19 protein-coding genes are annotated in these 19,326 nt (G+C 63.8%); 13 read left to right on the plus strand and 6 right to left on the minus strand.

Annotation, left to right across the window (positions count from 1 at the left end; translation table 11 throughout):
- The first annotated feature begins 73 nt into the window (after positions 1–73).
- The 12 genes from P3T21_RS35330 (at position 74) to P3T21_RS35385 (ending at position 13,654) form a co-directional block, all read left to right on the plus strand.
- Positions 74–1,243 carry a PAS domain-containing sensor histidine kinase gene (locus tag P3T21_RS35330; RefSeq protein ID WP_429260520.1) on the plus strand — a complete coding sequence of 390 codons (1,170 nt, stop codon included), beginning with the start codon at positions 74–76 and terminating at the stop codon, positions 1,241–1,243.
- Complete coding sequence (locus tag P3T21_RS35335; protein WP_429260521.1) at positions 1,240–1,872, plus strand: response regulator; 633 nt, start codon at positions 1,240–1,242, stop codon at positions 1,870–1,872. Before P3T21_RS35330 ends, P3T21_RS35335 begins: the two co-directional genes overlap by 4 nt.
- A 127-nt stretch (positions 1,873–1,999) precedes the next feature.
- The gene (locus P3T21_RS35340) at positions 2,000–2,773 is read left to right on the plus strand and encodes an enoyl-CoA hydratase (RefSeq protein WP_429260522.1); all 774 of its coding nucleotides are present in this window, start codon (positions 2,000–2,002) and stop codon (positions 2,771–2,773) included.
- Between the two features lie 61 nt (positions 2,774–2,834).
- Complete coding sequence (locus tag P3T21_RS35345; RefSeq protein ID WP_429260523.1) at positions 2,835–4,913, plus strand: 3-hydroxyacyl-CoA dehydrogenase NAD-binding domain-containing protein; 2,079 nt, start codon at positions 2,835–2,837, stop codon at positions 4,911–4,913.
- 27 nt (positions 4,914–4,940) lie between these two features.
- A complete protein-coding gene (locus P3T21_RS35350) occupies positions 4,941–6,116 on the plus strand; it encodes an acetyl-CoA C-acyltransferase (protein ID WP_429260524.1) in 1,176 nt (391 codons plus the stop codon).
- Positions 6,117–6,145: 29 nt separating this feature from the next.
- Positions 6,146–6,928, plus strand: coding sequence for an SDR family oxidoreductase (locus tag P3T21_RS35355; RefSeq protein ID WP_429260538.1), 783 nt, complete (start codon positions 6,146–6,148; stop codon positions 6,926–6,928).
- A gap of 48 nt (positions 6,929–6,976) precedes the next feature.
- Entirely contained in the window at positions 6,977–7,765 is a 789-nt protein-coding gene (locus P3T21_RS35360) for a crotonase/enoyl-CoA hydratase family protein (RefSeq protein WP_429260525.1), read from the plus strand.
- 41 nt (positions 7,766–7,806) lie between these two features.
- The gene (locus P3T21_RS35365; protein ID WP_429260526.1) at positions 7,807–8,265 is read left to right on the plus strand and encodes a MaoC family dehydratase; all 459 of its coding nucleotides are present in this window, start codon (positions 7,807–7,809) and stop codon (positions 8,263–8,265) included.
- Between the two features lie 123 nt (positions 8,266–8,388).
- The gene (locus P3T21_RS35370) at positions 8,389–10,278 is read left to right on the plus strand and encodes an acyl-CoA synthetase (protein ID WP_429260527.1); all 1,890 of its coding nucleotides are present in this window, start codon (positions 8,389–8,391) and stop codon (positions 10,276–10,278) included.
- Positions 10,279–10,432: 154 nt separating this feature from the next.
- Positions 10,433–12,244, plus strand: coding sequence for an acyl-CoA dehydrogenase C-terminal domain-containing protein (locus tag P3T21_RS35375; protein ID WP_429260528.1), 1,812 nt, complete (start codon positions 10,433–10,435; stop codon positions 12,242–12,244).
- A gap of 33 nt (positions 12,245–12,277) precedes the next feature.
- Positions 12,278–13,258 carry an NAD(P)H-dependent flavin oxidoreductase gene (locus P3T21_RS35380; RefSeq protein ID WP_429260529.1) on the plus strand — a complete coding sequence of 327 codons (981 nt, stop codon included), beginning with the start codon at positions 12,278–12,280 and terminating at the stop codon, positions 13,256–13,258.
- A gap of 30 nt (positions 13,259–13,288) precedes the next feature.
- Entirely contained in the window at positions 13,289–13,654 is a 366-nt protein-coding gene (locus P3T21_RS35385; RefSeq protein ID WP_429260530.1) for a putative quinol monooxygenase, read from the plus strand.
- A gap of 192 nt (positions 13,655–13,846) precedes the next feature.
- Here the strand turns inward: P3T21_RS35385 and P3T21_RS35390 are convergent, their stop codons facing one another.
- Positions 13,847–14,581, minus strand: coding sequence for an IS6 family transposase (locus P3T21_RS35390; protein ID WP_429260531.1), 735 nt, complete (start codon positions 14,579–14,581; stop codon positions 13,847–13,849).
- Positions 14,582–14,623: 42 nt separating this feature from the next.
- Between P3T21_RS35390 and P3T21_RS35395 the strand changes: the two genes are divergently transcribed.
- Positions 14,624–15,307 (plus strand): hypothetical protein, encoded by a 684-nt coding sequence (locus P3T21_RS35395; protein WP_429260532.1) that lies wholly within the window; start codon positions 14,624–14,626, stop codon positions 15,305–15,307.
- Positions 15,308–15,826: 519 nt separating this feature from the next.
- Here P3T21_RS35395 and P3T21_RS35400 read toward each other — a convergent pair.
- The 5 genes from P3T21_RS35400 to P3T21_RS35420 form a co-directional block, all read right to left on the minus strand.
- Positions 15,827–16,117: a type II toxin-antitoxin system RelE/ParE family toxin gene (locus P3T21_RS35400; RefSeq protein ID WP_429260533.1), complete on the minus strand. Its 291-nt coding sequence runs from the start codon at positions 16,115–16,117 to the stop codon at positions 15,827–15,829.
- Positions 16,114–16,422, minus strand: a complete 309-nt coding sequence (locus P3T21_RS35405; protein ID WP_201124230.1) for a type II toxin-antitoxin system RelB/DinJ family antitoxin — start codon at positions 16,420–16,422, stop codon at positions 16,114–16,116. The genes P3T21_RS35400 and P3T21_RS35405 overlap by 4 nt, the downstream gene beginning before the upstream one ends.
- Positions 16,423–17,989: 1,567 nt before the next feature.
- Positions 17,990–18,460, minus strand: a complete 471-nt coding sequence (locus tag P3T21_RS35410) for an RES family NAD+ phosphorylase (RefSeq protein WP_429260539.1) — start codon at positions 18,458–18,460, stop codon at positions 17,990–17,992.
- Positions 18,457–18,912, minus strand: coding sequence for a type II RES/Xre toxin-antitoxin system antitoxin (gene parS / locus P3T21_RS35415; protein ID WP_429260534.1), 456 nt, complete (start codon positions 18,910–18,912; stop codon positions 18,457–18,459). Before parS ends, P3T21_RS35410 begins: the two co-directional genes overlap by 4 nt.
- A 147-nt stretch (positions 18,913–19,059) precedes the next feature.
- On the minus strand, positions 19,060–19,326 hold a 267-nt coding region (locus tag P3T21_RS35420), incomplete at its 5' end, for a transposase (protein ID WP_429260535.1).

Consider the following 19,326-nt stretch of genomic DNA (forward strand, 5'->3'; position numbering starts at 1 on the left):
TTGTCTTGACTTTCTGTATTGTGCTCGTCATTCTCCAGCATGACAATTATCATTCACATAGCGGGTAGCTGCCATGGCTGACCTGAACGTTGATCTGGACGACTACGAGGTTCCTTTCAAGGGCATCGTCGAGCAGTCCATCGCCGGCATCTACATCCTGCAGGACGCCCGCTTCCGCTATGTCAACGAGACTTTTGCGCGCATGTGTGGTCTCAGGCGCGAGAAGTTGCTCGGCGCCCGGCTTTGCGACGTGGCGAACCCCTTGCAACGCGAGGCACTGATGGCCCAATACGAGCGCCAGATCAGGGGCGTCGGCGCTTCCGAGCGGTTCGTCATTCGCCGGACCTCGTCCCGCAACCCAGGCTGCTTCGAGATCCATGGCACGCGCGTGATTTTCCACGGCCGGCCGGCCATCGTCGGCCTCAGTATCGACACCACCGAGCGCGAGCGGCAACGCGCCGATCTGGTCGAGGCCAGCGGGCGCTTACAGGAGCTGTTCGCAAGCGCCAACAACGTCCGCGAGAACGAGCGCCAACGTGTGGCGCGCGAGTTGCACGATGTGATTGGCGGCATGCTGACGGCGATCAAGTTTGACCTGTCGCGGCTGTCGCGGGGCATCGAGGCGCTTGACCGCTGTCGCGCGCCACGGGCCCGGCAAGGTGGCGCGGCGGCGCCGGGGCTCGCCTCGCTGGCGCTGACCGCAGCCAAGACCCTCCAGCTCACGCAGGAGACCATCGAAACCGTGCGGGTCATTTCCGAAGGACTTCGCCCGGGCGCCCTCGACCACCTGGGCCTGCAAGACACGCTGTGCCTCGACCTCGACCGCTTCGAGCGGCGCTACGGCATCGCCACGCGCTTTAGCACGACGGGCGCCGCGCGAGGTATGGACCGCAACCGTGAGATCGGCATTTACCGGATCTTCCAGGAAGCGCTCACCAACGTCGCAAGGCATTCCAAAGCCACCGAAGTCACCGTGAGCCTTAACTGGGCGGCCGATCGTCTTGAGCTGGAAGTCTCGGACAACGGCCTCGGCTTTGACCTCGATCGCGTCGCGGCCGATGGCCACCTCGGCCTGCTGGGCATGCAAGAACGTGCACGCGAACTCGACGGCATACTCGTCCTCGACACCGGACCGCGCTCCGGCGCGTGTCTGCGGCTCGGTGTGCCTGTCGCGTCCGCCGTCAACGAAATCACCAACAAGTGCGCCAATCCCGGCGCTCGCATCGGCGGAGGACAGCCATGATTCGTCTGCTGCTGATCGACGACCACACGATCTTTCGCCAGGGCCTCAAACGCTTGCTTGCCGAGCAGGACGGCTTCGATGTCGTGGCCGAAGCCGGCGATGCGACCGAAGCCCTTGGCCGCCTGCGCGAGCAACCCTTCGACGTGGCGCTGCTCGATGTCAACATGCCGGGCCGCAGCGGTCTGGAGATGCTGCCCTCGCTGCGCGCCGAGCGCCCCACGATGCCGGTGGTCGTGCTGAGCATGTACCCGGCCGAGCAGTACGCACTGCGCGCCTTCCAGGCCGGCGCATCCGGCTATGTCACCAAGGACATGGACGCGATCGAACTGGTCGATTCGATCCGCAATGTGTCGAAGGGCAAGCGCTACATGACGCCCGCCGTCGCGAGCTACCTGCTCGACGGCTTTGACCGGGTCAGCGACGCGGCGCCGCACCAGCAACTGTCATCGCGCGAATACGAGATCATGCTTCTGATCGTGCGCGGTATCCGCCTGACCGACATCGGGCGGCAGATGTTCCTGAGCGTGAAGACGGTGAGCACCTATCGCTCACGCGTCGTGAAGAAGATCGGCGTCTCCAGTAATGCCGAGCTTGCGCGCTATGCCGTCGAACATCGGCTGATCGACTGATCGCAGCCCTCAGCTTCAGAAAACGCTGACAAGGCACAGAGCGAGTTCCGACAGCCGGATTCTCACTGGACGTCCAAACTCTCTTCAACGACACGACTCCACACGAGTTGCAACGAAGGAGAGAGCGATGACTGCAGACGTGCTGCTGCACCGGGACGACGGCGTGTTGATTGTGACGATCAACCGGCCGGCGAAGAAGAACGCATTCACCGCGCAGATGTATTCGGTGCTCGCCGCGGCGATCGCCGAGGCGGACCGTCGCGATGACATCCGCGCCGTACTGCTCCAGGGCGAGGGCGGTAACTTCAGCAGCGGTAACGACATCGGCATGTTCGTCAATGACAAGGCCGCCGAACACAAGGAGTCGCCCGCCACGCTGTTCTTGCGCGCGGTCATCGCACTGCGCAAGCCGATGGTGGCCTGCGTCTGCGGGCATGCGGTCGGCATCGGGGCGACCCTGCTGCTGCATTGTGACTACGTCGTTGCCTCCGACGATGCTCGCATCCGCTTCCCGTTCGTCGACCTCGGGCTATGCCCCGAATTTGCCTCCACGCTGCTGCTGCAGCAGGTGGTGGGCCGCAACAAGGCGACCGAATGGCTGCTGCTAGCCACCACCATTCCCGCCGCCGAAGCCCATCGGGCTGGACTCATCAATCGCGTGATGCCCCTGGAGACGGTCGCGGCGGAGGCACTATCGATCGCCAGGTGCCTCGCCACCAAGCCGCGCCAGGCGCTGATGGCGACGCGTGGACTGGTGCGCGAGGCGACCGAGACGCTGGTCAGGGATAGTCTCCAGCGCGAGATGGTCGTGTTCGACACCCTGCGGCAGTCGCCCGAGGCACAGGAGATTTTCCGGCGCTTCCTGCAACGGGCGCCCCTCCGGACCGCTGCCCCCGCCTGAGCCCGGGGCCGATTACAGCCAATCAGAGCCACCAGAGCTCCAAACCAGGAGGGGACCTCCCATGAGCATCCAATACACAGTCATCGACGACGTCGCCGTTATCACGATCGCCAACCCACCTGTCAACGGGCTGGGCTACGCCGTGCGTGTCGGCATCATTGACGGCGTCGAGCGCGCGGCCGCCAACGCCAACGTCCGGGCCATTGTGCTGACAGGCGCCGGCAAGGCCTTCTCGGGCGGCGCTGACATGCGCGAGTTCAATTCGCCGAAGACCGGCGGCGAGCCCGGCCTGAACAGGGTGCTGGCCGCCATCGAGGACAGCTCCAAGCCAGTAGTCGCCGCCGTGCATTCGGTGGCGATGGGCGGCGGTCTTGAACTGGCGCTGGCGTGCCACTACCGTCTCGCCGTGCCGAAGGCTCGCGTCGCGCTTTCGGAGGTCACGATGGGACTGCTGCCGGGTGCCGGCGGCACGCAGCGGCTGCCGCGTCTGATCGGCCTGGAGGCGGCGACCAACATGATCGTGCACGGCACGTCGATTCCGTCCGAGGCGCTGGCCGACTCGGGTCTGTTCGACCGTCTCGTGGAAGGCGATGTGCTCGCCGCAGCGCTCGTCTTCGCGAAGGAGGTCGCCGCCCGGCCGGGGCCGCATCCTCGTGTGCGTGACCTCTCCATCCGTCATCCGAATCCGGAAGGCTATCTTGCGGTGGCGCGTGGGGCCATCGCCGCCCGCTACAGGAACCTGCCGGCTCCGCAGCGCTGCCTTGATGCCATCGAGGCGAGTTTCAAGCTGCCCTTCGACGAAGGCCTGGCGCTCGAACACCGCCTCTTCGTCGAACTGATGAACGGCTCCGTCTCGAAGTCGCTGCGCCATGCCTTCTTCTCGGAGCGGGCTGCCGCCAGGCTGCCTGACGTGCTGGAATCGGTGGCCGAGCGCGCGGTCGAAAAGGTGGGCGTCGTCGGTGCCGGACTGATGGGCAGCGGTATTGCGATGAATTTCCTCAGCGCGGGTATCCCGGTCGTTTTGCTGGACGTCTCGGAGGAGTCAGTACGGAAGGGCGTCGCCGCGATCCGCCGCAACTACGAGACGAGCGTGAAGAAGGGAAGGCTGCGTACCGAGGCAGTCGAACAACGGATGGCGCTGCTTCAGCCGACCGTCGATGTGGCCCGGATGGCTGATTGCGATCTGGTGATCGAGGCGGTTTATGAAGACATGGATGTCAAGCTGCGCACCTTCCGCGCGCTCGATGAAGTCGCCCGTCCCGGCGCGATTCTCGCCACCAATACCTCGACGCTTGACGTCGACCGCATCGCAGCGGAGACGGGCCGCCCGCAGGACGTGATCGGCCTGCACTTCTTCAGCCCCGCCAACGTGATGCGCCTGCTGGAAGTCGTGCGTGGCGCGCAGACGGCGCCCGAGGTGCTGCGGACAGCCATGCGTCTCGCGCGCCGGATCGGCAAGGTACCGGTGGTGTCGGGCGTCTGCGATGGCTTCATCGGCAACCGCATGCTGGCGAAGTACTTGCGCCGCGCCGGGGAACTGCTGGAGCAGGGTGCGCTGCCCGAACAGGTCGACCGCGCCATCGAGGAATTCGGTATGGCAATGGGACCTTTCCGGATGGCGGACCTGGCCGGCAACGACATCGGCTGGGCCATTCGCAAGCGTCAATATGCCGAGGATCCCACGCTTGCGCGCTTCGAGCTGGGCGACCGGCTCTGCGAAGCCGGCAACTTCGGTCAGAAGGCCGGTGCCGGCTGGTACGACTACGAGCCCGACCAGCGTAAGGCGCTGCCGTCGGCGCGTACGCGGGCGATGCTGGAGACGTACTGGCAGGAACGCGGCGTGACCCCGAAGCTGCCCAGCAACCAGGAGATCGTCGACCGGCTGATCTACGTGCTGGTGAATGAAGGGGCCGCCATTCTCCAGGAAGGCATCGCCGCCCGCGCCTCCGACATCGACACCGTCTACCTGCACGGCTATGGCTTCCCGACCTGGCGCGGTGGCCCAATGTTCTATGCCGAGACGGTCGGGTTGACGAATGTCCGTCGCACATTACGCGCCCTGTCGGCGCAAGACCCAAGCTGGAAGCCGGCCGCGCTGATCGACCAACTGGCTGACGAAGGCGGCGCCTTCAACGCCTGAATCCCACCAACCTCAACGGAAAACACCATGAACGAGGCCGTCATTGTTTCGACCGCTCGCACCGGCCTGGCCAAGAGCTGGAAGGGCGCCTTCAACATGACCCACGGTGCCACGCTCGGCGCGCACGCGGTGCAGCACGCGGTGGCCCGCTCTGGCCTTGATCCGGCCGAAATCGAGGACTGCATCATCGGCGGTACCTTCGGCGAAGGCACCACCGGCGGCAACATCGCCCGCGCGATCGCCTTGCGCGCCGGCCTACCAGTGACGACGGGCGGCGTCAGCGTCAACCGCTTCTGTTCGTCCGGCCTGCAGACTATCGCGATGGCCGCGCAACGCGTGATCCTGGAGGGCGCGCCGGCCATCGTCGCCGGTGGCGTCGAATCGATCTCGTGCGTGCAGAACCAGGCGAACACGCACATGCAGCGCGATCCGTGGCTGGTTGAGCACAAGCCCGAGCTGTACTGGAGCATGCTGCAGACCGCCGAGAAGGTCTCCAGGCACTACGGCATCAGCAGGCAAGCGCAGGACGCCTATGGCGTGCGCAGCCAGCAACGCGCGGCGGCGGCACAGGCCGCCGGCAAGTTCGACGACGAGATCGTGCCGATGACTACCACGATGGGCGCGATAGACGCTGCCGGCCGGGTCACGACTCGGGAAATTACGATCTCTCAGGACGAAGGCATCCGCGCCGACACGACACTGGAGGCGGTGTCGCGCATCCGTCCCGCGCTGCCGGGTGGGGTCGTCACCGCGGGCAACGCGAGCCAGTTCTCGGACGGATCGTCCGCCTGCGTAGTCATGGATGCGAAGCTCGCGGAGCGTCGCGGCATCGAACCGCTGGGACTGTTCCGCGGCTTCGCGATCGCCGGCTGCGAGCCCCACGAGATGGGCATCGGTCCTGTGTTCGCCGTGCCCCGCTTGCTGGCGCGCGCTGGGATCAGTCTCGAAGACGTGGGCCTGTGGGAGCTGAACGAGGCGTTCGCCTGCCAGGTGCTGCATTGCCGCGACACACTTGGCATTCCCGACGATCTGCTCAACGTCAACGGCGGCGCGATCGCGGTCGGCCATCCCTATGGCGTCAGCGGTGCCCGACTGACCGGCCACGCGCTGATCGAGGGCAGGAGGCGCGGCGCGAAGTACGTTGTGGTGACCATGTGCATCGGTGGCGGACAAGGCGCCGCCGGGCTGTTCGAAGTGCTGTGACGAGTTCCATTCATAAACAAGGAGACGCAATGACTGCTGTGGCAAATCTTTTCGACCTGAAGGGCCGCACGGCTCTCGTCACCGGGGGGTCCAGCGGGCTGGGCCTGCAGATCGCCGAGGCGCTCGGCACGCAGGGCGCCCGCGTGGTGATCTCGGCGCGCAAATCGGACGCGCTTCAATCCGCGCAGGCGCATCTGGCCGCCCTGGGCGTCGACGCAAGCTGGATCGCCGCTGACAACGCCGTAGAGGACGACGTAGAACGTCTCGCCAACGAAGCGATGGAACGCCTGGGCAAGATCGACATCCTCGTCAACAACGCCGGCGCCACGTGGGGCGCGACCACTGTCGACCACCCGCTGGCCGCTTGGGACAAGGTCATGAACCTGAACGTGCGCTCAATCTTCCTGCTGACGCAGAAGATCGGGAGGCTGTCGATGATTCCCAACCGGTTCGGGCGCGTGATCAACCTCGCTTCGATTGCCGGCCTCAAGGGCAACGGTCCTAAGGGCCAGCCGACCCTTGCCTATAACACCAGCAAAGGCGCCATCGTCAACTTTACGCGTGCGCTGGCCAGCGAATGGGGCCCGCATGGTGTGACCGTCAATGCCATCGCGCCGGGCTTTTTCCCGTCAAAGATGACGAGGGGGACGATCGAGAAAGTTGGCGTCGAGAAGCTGTCGGAACAGGCACCTCTGCAGCGCATTGGTGACGACGACGACCTCAAGGGCGCGGCCCTGCTGTTCGCGAGCGACGCGGGCAAGCACATCACCGGCCAGATCCTTGCCGTGGACGGTGGCCTGACTGCGGTCTGAAGACGTTCGATCAAGAATCCGAACCATCCCGATTCAAAGGAAAACACCATGACCAACGCAGCAGGCACGCCCGAAGTCCGCATGACGATCGAGGACCATATCGCGATTATTTCGCTGGACAACACCGCCAAGAAGAACGCCATCACGCCGGAACTGATGCAGCAACTCTCGCAGCGGCTGACCGAGTTCGACAACGACGACAACCTGTGGGTGGCAGTGCTGGACCCGGCAGGCGAGCACACAACGGCCGGCCTCGACATGCCCAAGTTCTTCGGTCCGACCGCCACGGCCAAGCCGATTCCAGACGACCAGGTCGACCCGTTCGGCCTCCAGAAGCGCTGCCGCAAGCCGCTGATCTCGGTCGTCCACGGCATCACCTACACCATCGGCATCGAGCAGATGCTGGCCTCCGACATCGTGGTTGCGGCCGATACCGCGCGCTTCTGCCAACTCGAATCGAAGCGCGGCATCGCCCCGCTCGGCGGCGCTCACTTCCGCTACCTGACGCGCACCGGTTGGGGCAACGCGATGTACCACCTGTTCCTATGCGACGAGTTCTCGGCAGAGGAAGCATATCGCTGCGGCTTCGTCCAGGAGGTTCATCCCTTTGGCAAGCACCGCGAGCGCGCGCTGGAGATCGCCCGGCTGATCTGCAAGGTCGCCCCCATCGGCCTGCGCGCGACCAAAGCGGCGGCGTTGACCTACATCGAGCATGGCGAGAAGGCGGCCATCGACGTCATCCCGCACGTGAGCGAGCAGGTCTTCGCCACGGAGGACTTCAAGGAAGGTATCCAGTCCTTCGTCGAGCGCCGCGAGGCGCGATTCCAGGGGCGCTGAGGTGCGGCTGACCTCGCATGACCGCTGATATGGGAGCCACGATGCAGACCTTCACGTCAATCGAAGGATTGAAGTCGTTCCAGGGCAAGGAGGCCGGTCCGAGTGACTGGCATCAGGTTACGCAGCAGGAGGTGAATCTGTTTGCGGAGGCGACTGGCGACCGCCAGTGGATCCATGTCGATCCCGAGCGGGCGACGCGGGAGTCGCCGTTCGGCCGACCCGTCGCACATGGATTCCTGACGCTGTCACTGCTGCCGATGCTGATGGCGCAGGTAACCAGCTTCGAGGGCGAACGTGCGCTCGTCAACTACGGGTTGAACCGGGTCCGCTTTACCGGCCCCGTGCCTGTCAGCGCGAAGGTACGCGTGCGCGCCGTCCTGGAGAACGTGGTCGACGAAGGGCAGGGCGGCGTGAGGGTGACGTGGACAGTCACGTTCGAGATGGAAGGATCGGCCAGGCCCGTTTGCGTCGCGGAGTCGCTGGCCAAGCTGTACTTCTAGGCGCATTCCCCGTCGATTATCGACAGCAACCGGCACCGCGCGACGAACGTCGTTGCGCGGAGGGGGTACTGCGCCCTTGGGGTGCAGCCCGCCAAAAAAAATACAAGGACTGGAGACAACAACATGAACGCCCCGATGCCAGACTACTGGACCTCTGACCTCCTGTTGTGCGAAGCCGACGTCGCGCGCTTCGAACGGGTCCCGCTTGCGGACCGCAAACTGCCGGCCTCCACCTACGAAATGCTGATGGACGGCTGCGCCATCGACCCGTCGAAGGTTGCTATCCGCTTCTTCACCGACGGCGCCCGTCCCCTCGAGACTGCGCGGCAGGTGACCTTTGCCGAGTTGCGCGCCAAGGTCCACCAGACGGCAAATCTGTTGGACGACCTCGGCGTCGGCAAGGACGATGTCGTCTCGGTGCTGATGCCAGCGGTTCCCGAATCGCAGTTCGTCCTATGGGGTGCTCAGGCGGCCGGAATCGTCAATCCGGCCAACTGGATGATGGAGGCAGACCTCCTCATTCAGATGTTCCGCACGGCCGGCACCAAGGTACTGGTCGCATTTGGTGACGACGAGCACGCCGAGATCTGGGCCAAGGCCGAGGCCGTAGCGTGCGGCCTCCCATCGCTGGCGGCGGTGGTTCGTGTCGGCGGAGCGGGTCCGGCGAAGGTCGCTGGCGTGCCCGTCATCGATTTCGCCGAAGCCGTCGAACGCTATCCGTCCGACCGCCTGGTCTCTGGGCGGATCTTCTCGTCCGACGACACCGCCTCGCTCTTCCACACCGGCGGCACGACCGGCGCCCCGAAACTGGCACGCAACCTGCACCGCAACCAGGTGTTCTGGGTGTGGGCGTCAAAGTACATGTGGGGACTCGACTCGACCGAGGTGCAAGCGCTCGGTGTCCCGGTTTTCCATGTTGCCGGCGCGGTGGTCGGCTGTTTCAGCCCGCTGGCGAAGGGGGCGACAGTCGTGTTGATGACGTCGGCCGGATTCCGCCATCCGTCCGTGCTGCCGAACCTCTGGCGCATTGTCGAGGCTTTTCGGGCCAACATGCTGATTCTCGTGCCGACGTTGGTGAACCAGGTGCTGTCGATTCCGCTGGATGGCGCTGACATCTCGACGCTGGCCTACGTCGCCTCGTCGACCGCGCCCCTGTCGACTACCGTCGCCGAAGCCTTCCATCGCATGACCGGCGTCCGTATCCGTGAAAGCTGGGGCATGACCGAAACCACGGCGGTCACCTGCATCACGCCCCAGGTCGAGCAGGTCAAGGTTGGCAGTTCGGGCTTGCGGCTGCCGTACCAGCGGGTCCGCGTGGTGCTGCCGGACGGCACCGGCAGCGTGGCCCGGGACTGCGCGCCGGGCGAGCCGGGCCTCGTTATCGTGCGCGGGCCTTCGGTCTTCCCCGGCTACCTGGGCCAGGAGAAGGCTGCGCTCTGGTTCGACGGCGACTGGCTGGACACCGGCGATCTGGGCTATTTCGACGCGGACGGCTGGCTGTGGATCACAGGCCGCGCCAAGGACCTGATCATCCGCGGCGGTCACAACATCGATCCGAAGATGGTGGAGGAGGTGCTGTTCGGCCATCCGGTGGTCCAGGATGCCGCCGTGGTCGGCGCGCCCGATACGCATGCCGGCGAGGTACCGGTCGCCTACGTGGTGCTGAAGCCGGGAGCGAACGCCTCGGCGGATAGCGTCCTACGCTACGCCGCCGAGCACATGCCGGAACGCGCGGCAATTCCAAAGCACTGCTTCGTGCTGCCAGCCATGCCGAAGACGGCGGTCGGCAAGATCCAGAAGAACCTGCTGCGCGTCGATGCCATCGAGCGGATGTTCCGCGCCGCGCTCGACGGCATCGGCCGAGTCGCAGAGGTGCAGGCGACGGACCGGGGTAGCCGCGGCTTCTTCGTGGAGATCCGCGTGCCGACGCATGACGCCGACGATGCGGCCCTGGCCGGCGCGCTGCGCTGCTTCACCATTCCCTATGCGGTCCGACATATCGAAGGAGTCTGACGATGAGCCGGCCCATCGGCCGAAGAACAGCCGGCAGGTGGCTGTTCGCCAGCACCGACTGGGCAAGGTTCGCCCGCGTCATCGGCGATCGCCGATGACGCCTGACCGGTCGACGTCCGGCCATCGATCGTATTCATCAAAAAGAGGAATCGCCGTGTCTACAAACTACAAGGCGCCCGTCGACGACTATGTCTTCCTGTTGCACGACGTGATCGCGCCCACCGTGCCACACGCGCTGGGTGACATGGCGCGCGATGAAACGCGCCAGGTGCTCGAACAGGCCGCACACTTCTTCGAGAAGGTCTGGGCGCCCCTGGACGGCCCCGGGGACGGAGAAGGCTGTCACTTCGACAACGGCGCGGTCAGGACGCCGTCCGGCTACCCGGCCGGATACGCTGCGCTGTGCGAGGCGGGCTGGAACCGGGTCTCGGTCCCGGAGGCATCTGGCGGCGCTGGCCTGCCGGAGGGGATCGACCAGGCCGTGCGTGAGTTCTCCGCGTCGGCCTGCAATTCGCTCGGCCTCTACGCGATACTGACCGCCGGCGCGCATGCGACGGTCCGCCGCACCGGCGAGCCGTGGATGCTGGAGCACGTCGTCCCGGCGATGGTGGAGGGTCGCTGGGCCGGCACGATGTGCCTGACCGAACCGCATTGCGGGACCGACCTGCGGCTGATGAAGACGCGTGCGGTGTCGCAGCCTGACGGTAGCTGGCGCCTCAGCGGCACCAAGATCTTCATCTCAGGTGGCGACCAGGATCTGACCGAGAACGTCATCCACCTCGTGCTGGCGAAGGTCCCGGGCGAGGATGGACGTATCCGCGACGACCTGTCGACGGTCCGGCTTTTCCTGGTACCCAAGCGTGAGGTGGACCCCGATAGCGGCACGCTGGGCGGATCGAACGGCGTCGTCGTGGCCGGGATCGAGCACAAGATGGGTCTGAGGGGGAGCGCGACCTGCACCTTGTCATTCGAGCATGCGCTGGCCTATCCGCTGCGGGAGTCGAGCCAGCCGGGCGGCGTGCAACGCAAGTCGTCGGCTGGCATGAGCGGCATGTTCGACATGATGAATTCGGCGCGCCTCGTCACCGGGTTGCAGGCGTTGTCGTCGGCAAGCCGCGCCTACGGTCATGCGGCCAACTACGCCCGCGAGCGGCTCGCCGGCCGGGCCGCCAAGGCGGAGGATCGTACAGGCGGCACGGCGGACCCGATCGTGATTCACCCAGACGTGCGCCGGCTGCTGCTGAAGCAGGCGTCCTTCCTCGAAGCCGCCCGTGCCCTCGCGCTTCACGTGACGGCGCTGCTCGACGAACCCGACGAAGCGCTGCGCGCCAGCCGGAGCGCGATCGGCAGCCTGCTGACGCCGGTCGTCAAGGCATTCTTCAGCGACCGCGCCTTCGAGTCGGCCAACGACGCCATGCAATTGATGGGCGGGCACGGCTATATCCGCAACAACGGCGTCGAGCAACTCGTGCGCGACTGTCGCATCTTCCAGCTCTATGAGGGGGCCAACGGCGTGCAGGCGCTGGATCTCGTGCTGCGCAAGCTGCCAGCGGGCGGCGGCCGGGCGCTGGCCGGTTTTCTCGACATGGTCGATGCCACCGCATGGGAGGCAGCACAGCGCGACCCGTTGCGCGCGCACGCTGATGTGCTACGGCAAGCCGCGCAGGATATCCGTGCCTGCGCGAAGTGGCTTGCTGACCCGTCTCGCGACCCGTACGACGCCGGCGCCGCTTCCAGCGACTTCCTGGCCATGATGGGTATCGTCGCCTGCGCCTGGATGTGGCTGCGGGTATCGGACGTCGCGCTTGGGCTGCTGCCCGACGCGGAGAACGGGCCTTTCCTGCGTCGCAAGCTGGAACTCGCCCGCTACTGGTTCGAGCGTGAGCTGCCGCTGGTTCCGGCCTTGCGGCAGCGTGTGGAGACGGGCGCAGCCTGCCTGATGGCGCTGCCGGCCGACCAGTTCTGACCAGTCAATATCTTTCCACGAGGAGCTTCGTCGATGAAGACGCAGATCACCGAGTTGTTCGGCATCGAGCACCCCATCATCCAGGGTGGCATGCACTACGTAGGGTTCGCGGAACTGGCCGCCGCGGTGTCGAATGCGGGCGGCCTGGGCATCATCACGGCACTGACGCAGCCGAGTCCCGCCGCCTTGGCCCGTGAGATCAGGCGATGCCGTGAAATGACCGACAAGCCGTTCGCTGTCAATCTGACCTTTCTGCCGTCGCGCAATCCGCCGGACTACCCGGGCTATGTGCGGGCGATTGTCGATGGCGGGGTTCGCATTGTCGAGACGGCCGGCAACAATCCCCAGCAATGGCTGCCGACGCTGCACGAAGCGGGCATCCGGGTCATCCACAAATGCACGTCGGTGCGCCATGCACTGAAGGCCGAGAGTATCGGCTGCGATGCGGTCAGCGTCGACGGCTTCGAATGTGGCGGACATCCGGGCGAGGACGACGTCCCCAACTTCATTCTGCTCCCCCGCGCCGCGGATGAACTCAGGGTGCCCTTTGTCGCTTCGGGCGGGATGGCAGACGGCCGCTCGCTGGTTGCTGCGCTAGCGATGGGCGCGGCCGGCATCAACATGGGAACCCGCTTCGTCGCGACGGCAGAGGCGCCGGTGCATCGAAAGGTCAAGCAAGCCATCGTTGCGGCAACGGAACTCGATACGCGGCTCGTCATGCGCCCGCTGCGCAATACCGAACGTGTGCTGAACAATGCGGGGGTCGAGCGCCTGCTGGAGAAGGAAAGGAGCCTGGGGGCGGACATCACCTTCTCAGACATCGTCGAGGAGGTCGGCGGTGTTTATCCGCGCGTGATGCGGGACGGCGACCTCGACGCGGGCGCTTGGTCCTGTGGCATGGTCGCCGGGCTCATCCACGATATTCCCCTGGTCGGAGACCTGATCGACAGGATCATGCACCAGGCGGAGGAGATTGTTGGGACACGACTTCAGGGAATGTTGTCGCGTGGTTAAACATTTGGGAACTCTCAGGGAGACAAGGAAATGCGTGGAATCGTGGCGAGGATCAAGGTGAAGGAGGGCCGGGAGGCCGAGTTCGAAGCGCTGGCGGCCAGCCTGGTCGTGGAGTCCTGCGCGGAAGCAGGGTGCCTTTCGTACGACCTGTGGCGTTCGGAGGAGGCGCGTGAATACGTGTTTGTCGAGCGCTATGTCGACGAGGCGGCAGCTCAGGCGCACGTCAAATCCGATCACTATCGCCGGATCGGCCGCCAGATGGGCGCGCTTATGGATGGTGCGCCGACCGTGCTCCGGCTGGCCGCGATGGAACTTGCTGCCGGCCTGAGCTCGGCTGATCCAGAACTTGCTGGAAGCGGCAGATCTGATGCTGAGCGCTCCAGGCTAACGGAATAGTGGCTCGGCCATTTCGGGGTTGATGACACGAAGGAGCTGGAGTTGGACGTCCTTGAGGCGATCCGGCAATACTTCAACGATGGTGTACGGCCGCCCGAAAAGGCAGCTTAGGGCGGAGTTGCATTCCTTCATCTGATTGGCGTTGTCAACTTGCCGAAGGTGGGACGGCACGACGGCAGCTGCGACGACTGGTCAGAAGGTAGTCGACGGATTTTGGGCGAGTTCGGCGAATTCGCGCCATGCAACGAACCGGGCTTCGAGTTGTTTGCGATAGAGTGAGGCGCGTATCACGTGCCGCTTCAGTGCGAAGTGTTGCCGGATCGGCCCGAAGCACGCGAGAAATTTTTGAGTGCGTTTGGGGTCGCGAAAGCCGCGCATGCGACGCTCGCGTTCGCGCGTCGGCTGGTGGCTGTTCTCCGCCCGGTTGTTCAGCCGGGCGGCCGCTTTTACGAACACGTGCTTCACGCTCACCAACTCCGGAATTTCGGCCTTTGCGGCCGGATAACTGCGCAGTTGATCGGTGACGATCTTGCGCGGCACGGGGCTGGAGCGCAGCACACGCTTGAAGAAACGTTTGGCCGCGGCTTTGTCGCGCCGCTTTTGAAGCAGGATGTCGAGTTCGGCGCCATGCTCGTCGACCGCACGCCACAGGAGGTACGGTTCGCCACGCAGCGCGACGAACATCTCGTCGAGGTGCCACGTGCTACCCGGCTTGCGTCGCGCCGCTTTTACCCGGTGAGCAAAGCCCTTACCAAACTTGTCGCACCAGCATCGGATCGTCTCGTATGTCACGGTCACACCGCGTTCGAAGAGCAGCTCCTCGATGTCGCGCAAGCTCAATTGAAAGCGGAAATACCAGCGAACTGCGTGGCTGATGACCGCTGCCGGGAACCGATGACCGTGGTAAAGCGATTTTGCTTTTTTCATCACGCCATCTTACGCGACCGGCCCAACAACCTGACAACGCCCTTGGAACAAGTCGTTATCGCGGCCGGATGGGAAGGCCTGACGTGGACGGCCCACACCGGGATGACGAACTCGCTCGTAGGCTTCGGCAACGTGATCAAGCCGACAACAGCGCAACCCGCGGCGCAGGGCTTTCGCTTCCTATGCACCACATCAGGCACGACCGGATCGCAAGAACCTACTTGGAATACCACGATCGGCAGCACGACGCGTAATGACGGTACCGTCGTGTGGACCTGCCTCGGCAGATCGCCAACATACGGCGCGGTCATCCTCGACGATCCCGCAAACGCTCGTCAGAATGGGACGACGACTGACAACACGTCGAACGTCGTAACCGCCATCTACAATATCCCAGTCAGCACTACTCAGATTGTGGAAGTTACGATCGCAGGCAATCAGACCTCCGGAACGGGCTCTCCCGACTCCTACATTGAGCGTAGACGTATCGCTGTTCGATGTGACGCCTCCGGTAACCTGACCACGGTTCTTGCCGACGGAAACACAGGGGCGGGGCTATTTAAGCAGGCCAATGCGAACGGAACCGCTTGGTCAGCAAACCTAAATCCGGTCAACGGAAGCGCGGCGCTTGGAGGCATGGTGCAGGTTCGTATGACCGGCGACACTGGTAAAACGATTCACTGGTCGGTGTGCGGCGGCAACCCCGGTTCGTTTGGTGTGAGCTGAGGCCTTATCGCGTCGCCTGCGTGGCCCTGTAGCTGGTCCCCGTGGAACGGAACGATTTCGAAAGCGGTCATGCGTCACCAAGAGGGCCCGCGCTCGTTAGTGGGTGAGATCGCACTTGCCGGCATGACGATGCCCACTTCGCCGAGCACCGGCCGGCTGTTGCGGTAGTAGGCAGGAAGATGCGGCCGTTGGCCTGATCGAGTTTGATCTGCTTGGATCTGGCTCCTAAATGATCGGGCGTCCGATGGCGTGACCAGATACATACGCCCCAATTCGCCCTGAAAGCATCCAAAGCTACCGGTGTGATCGCGCCGAAGGCTGGAAGAAACAGCACGGCATAGCCGGCGACAGCCAAGCCTCCAAGCACCCAAACCGGAAGCGCCCGCAAAGCGGTCAGAATGGGACCCACGGCACCGGCTGCGTCTGGCATCGAAAAATTCCTTCGCCCCAAAAAGGACCAATGTACGAGCTGCTGTAGCAGCTCGCCGTCGGCCATGAATGATTACCCAGCGAACATGGTTAATCCAACATTTCATCGGGCCATAGCTGCGCCCCGTGCAACACCCGCAGGATGCGCACTGTTTCCCCCGTGATCCGATAGGCCGCGATATACGGTGTTCGGCTTATGACCAGTTCGCGAGTACCTTCGATGCGCCCCGGACGGCCAGTCTCGGGAAACTGCAGTAGCTGCCTGACTTGCACACGGATCCGATCATCCACGACGACGGCCGCATATGGACTGTCCTCTTCGATGTAGTCAAAAATCGCGTCGCGATCCTCTATTGCGAAAGCGGACCATTCAAGCCTCACGCGTCACCTTCGCCGGCTTTGCGAAGGGCCGCGGCGCGGCGCTTGGCGAAATGAGCTTCGACTTCATCGTCCGAGGTAGCGGGGCGCGGGTCGTCCAATGCTTCCTGCACCTTCGCGCGGAACCAGGCGTCATGTACGGCCGGGTCGGTCGCAAAGGCGAACGGCAACGCACCTTCATTGGCAACGCGCGTCAGGAGGATTCGCACGGCATCCGAGACAGTCAGTCCCATGTTGTCGAGCACCGCAGCCGCGCGCTCTTTCAGCGCGGGGTCGATGCGTGTTTGCACTAATGCAGTCGCAGCCATGACGATTACTCCTATGTGTAGCTCCAGATTCCACATTGTAATTCATTTGAATTACATTGGGTGTCACTATTCACAAAACGGGGAGGTCAATCGTGACACATCACGCCTCACCGGCGCCTGGCGATCCACGTTCGAGCAGCTCATCAAAATCGAGCGCGATGCGTGCGGTCAGGGGTGGACACAGTATTCGGACGAGAACGTACGTTAGCTGCGCCGCACAATCAATCGAATCAATGACTTTGATGTGGGCGACGACTCTCGACCGAATTTCTGAAAGCAGAGCTTGCGCCCAGCCTTATGGGACCGTGCTCTGCGGACCTCTGGCGTACGCGAAATTCCGAATTCTGACGGCACCCCAACCTGCACCCTACCGCATCGCGCGGCTCACAGGCAAACCCAAGGCAAACCTGACGCTGGCCGACGTCAGCGCGGCGCCGGCGCCCTGTCCTTGCCCGCAAGGTCCCGGGTTGCCGGCGACGACCGGAAAGCGCCGCGCAGCAGAATCGCCACATCTGATAACTGGAGTAATCACGAAATGGCGATTTGGCTGGCCTGTCTGTGGGAGCGGCACGACGGTGCGGCGAACCCGCGCGCACGGCACGCCTGCAATGGGCGGATTCAGAAGGGACGTTTCCGCATTCGAGCGCGACGGCCGGTGCGACGGCGGCCGCATCCAACGCCGGCCTGACGCGCTCGCCCGCTGGGCCGGGCGCGCGCTCACGCGCACCGCAGCGCAATCCGCACGGGCCCGGCGCACGACGTTGCCCGCGCGCCGGCGGCCGCGGCCTGCGGCCGGCACCGGCCGTTGGCGCCCTCTTCCACGCCTGTCCAGAAACGAAGGCCCGGATAGCTCTGACTTTGCGGGCCTTCATTTACACCATTTTTTGCGTTTTTTTCTTATGCTCCGCAAGTCCTCGTCCTAAGGAACGGGTGGGGTCGGTGCCCGCCCGTGGCGTGGCGCGGCGCGGCTGAAAAGCCCCGCCGCGTGCCGACGCAGTGACTATCATGTAGATGTGGTCCGTGCTAGCGACACGCGACCGCAAAACGGGGCAAGGCGGGGCTGGCGGGAGACTGGCCGCCCGTCCTTGCTCCGCCAGAACCGGGTCCGCGAAGGTGCGGGCCATTTTTTTGGGCTACTGTAATGGTGATAAGTCGTATGATCACCATTACGTTTAATGCGTTAAAATAAGGGCAGGGCGCTTTACGCCCCTTCCGATATTAGAATTTGGATATTTCCGCCCATCCCTCCGCCACGTGAAAATCAGCCGCCCATGGGTGTCCTGCTATGTCAGCCACACGGGCCTCCAGCAAGGGTTACAGACGGATTTCAGGGTGGGACGCGCTTAGAAATGGCGCGCTTCCGACGTACCGCAGAATTACTGGCGATTATGCGAATAATCGCAAATTTCCGGTCTGAATCGTTACGGTTATGACGTAATAGCACCGTCGGCCTTCGCGCGTTCGAAAACCTGATTTTCACGTGGCGGGGGATGGGCGGAAATAGCCTGCTTCGTGGTCGCACGACAAGCATTTAGCGACGGCCAGGCCAAGTGGACAGAACGAACATTCAGCCCCGAGTCAGCAGCTTAAGGATCCGATCGTCGTGCTTTACATGGAGTGCGTCGACAATGCGCACGGCGTCGGCGGCGGGATGGGTTGGGTTGAACAGGAAGTTGTGGGCGAAGGGAACGACCACGCTCGGCACCTTTAACACGGCGCTCGTTTCCGTCTGCAACCACTCCGTGCCGGCGCCGCGTGACCAGTCCAGATTTTGCCGCCAGTCGTCCCGGACATCGGCGTCCGCGATCTCAGCGACTGGAACGTCATCGTCCACATCGACGCGCAACAGTTGATAGCCGTCAGGCAACTGGCCGACGCTAGCGATCTCCATATGGACGAGAATCTCGAGGAGGGCCAGCGCCGGGTGTTCGGCCAGGTAGACGATGGGCTGTCCCGCAAAATGCCATCGCCCCGGAGCGCGAAGCCCACCTATACCTCTCAGATCCGCGTAGTTGCTTATTCTCCAAAGGATCATCAGGCGAAGTAACCTTCGTCGATCTGGACAAGGGCTTCCTCTACGAGACGTGCCCCGTGCTCGGTGCTAGCCATATCGAGTGCCGACTTTCCGCCAAAGCGCGCCTGATCGTTCCTGAGCCAGGTCATTGCTTTGTCCAGGTCACCGAAGGTCGACGTGGCTTGAGCGAGAATCTTCGCGAGCCGAATCGCCTTGTCGGACTCGTCGATTGATAGTCGCTCGTGATGCTGGCGCCGATGTGTCAGCGTGCGTCGCGGGATGATGAAGGAGAGCTCGTCCACCTTTAGGCCACGCTCTGACAGCCGGTCGATCACTGTAACGTCCACACGGGCGTTCGCTATCTCCGCGAGATCTGCGCCGGACTGAATCCGGGCGTCGAGCAGTTGCTCCAGCACGTTGAACTCCGCCCGTCGAGGATCGGCTGCGCCAGTCGGTTTAAACGAAACGATTGTCATGGAGCCTCCTTCGGCAATATGCCCATACATTATAGGCGTTTTGCCGACTCGTTGACCAGTAGCCCTCGAATGTGCCGTCAACCGCTTCGACCCACGTGATTTTCTTGAAATCTGCCCAATCGCTGTATATATTTAACGGCTATCCTGTTAGCACCACAATTTCGGATTGCGGGCGTATGGGCGCTTGGTGGGAGTGGGTTTTCGGGTCACCGCCTTGTAGGTGACCGGTTCAGTCATGACAGCCTGTTCGAGCAGGCGATAGAAAAGCAGACCGCGGGATCGCGCCGTGCGGCGATTGAAACGGAAAACGAACTCATCAAGATAGTAGTCGAGCTGGATCGGCTTGACCGCGCCCTGATGTGTCCCGAGGAGCCAGCGCTTCAGCAACGACGCTACGCGATGCACGCCTGGCAG

Origin of the sequence: Paraburkholderia sp. GAS334, assembly GCF_050436625.1 — a bacterium.
Taxonomy (GTDB): domain Bacteria; phylum Pseudomonadota; class Gammaproteobacteria; order Burkholderiales; family Burkholderiaceae; genus Paraburkholderia.